Origin of the sequence: Vibrio sp. HI00D65 (genome assembly GCF_001635455.1) — a bacterium.
Taxonomy (GTDB): Bacteria; Pseudomonadota; Gammaproteobacteria; order Enterobacterales; family Vibrionaceae; genus Vibrio.
This window is the reverse complement of record NZ_LWEH01000216.1, coordinates 1-710: the sequence shown is the minus strand read 5'-3', so window position 1 is coordinate 710 and position 710 is coordinate 1. Positions and strand designations below refer to the sequence as shown.

At 43.4% G+C, this 710-nt stretch carries 1 protein-coding gene; it reads right to left on the bottom strand.

The window, feature by feature from the left end; translation table 11 throughout:
* Window positions 1-517 precede the first annotated feature (517 nt).
* On the bottom strand, window positions 518-710 hold a 193-nt coding region (locus tag A3712_RS27875; protein WP_197465845.1), incomplete at its 5' end, for a hypothetical protein.

Below are 710 nucleotides of genomic sequence, written 5' to 3'. Positions count from 1 at the left end.
TAAGTTCTGATTTAGAAACATTATTCGCGGAATCTCCAGCCGTTACTTCGATGTTGTAATTGTTGAACACATCCGACTGCGCGTGCGCAGAAGTTTTGTTCGACTGAATTTCAAATCGTTCGTACGGATCATCAGCCACGAAAGCTTTAATATCAGCTGCAGCTATTGAACCTGCATAGTGATTAGCAAACGTAGGCTTACTAGTTGTTGGATCAGTGTAAAAGACACCATTGAGTGATCCAAGAAGAAANGCTTCAGAAGCTGCAGCTTGGTGAATTGTACCAGCCGCTGTTGCTGAAACCGCATCTTGGAAGAAGATTTTAGTAGTATCACCAGATGATATACTATACTCCCCTAAACCCTGGTTGTCTCTATTCTGACCGACTTTGCCAATAGCTCTTAAGCCAAAAGCAGCGTCTTTGTTTGTTTTTGCCATAGAGGCCTCCTTANANTTGTACCTGCCCTTGCGGGCCTCCAGTACGGGTTTATGTTATCTCGATGGTTTATGAATTCCTAATTAGGATTTCTTTGAGCCACCAAAAGTAACACGCGATTGTCTATCAATATTGATAGGCATGCTTGGATGCTCTTCCTTCATAAGATCTTTATCTGCGGCTTGAACTTTATCCGCATGTTGTTTAGCATAGTATTCTTGTCTCTGCTTTGCGATCTCCTCAGGTACCCTAGCGAGCACTAGGCCGCCAACACCG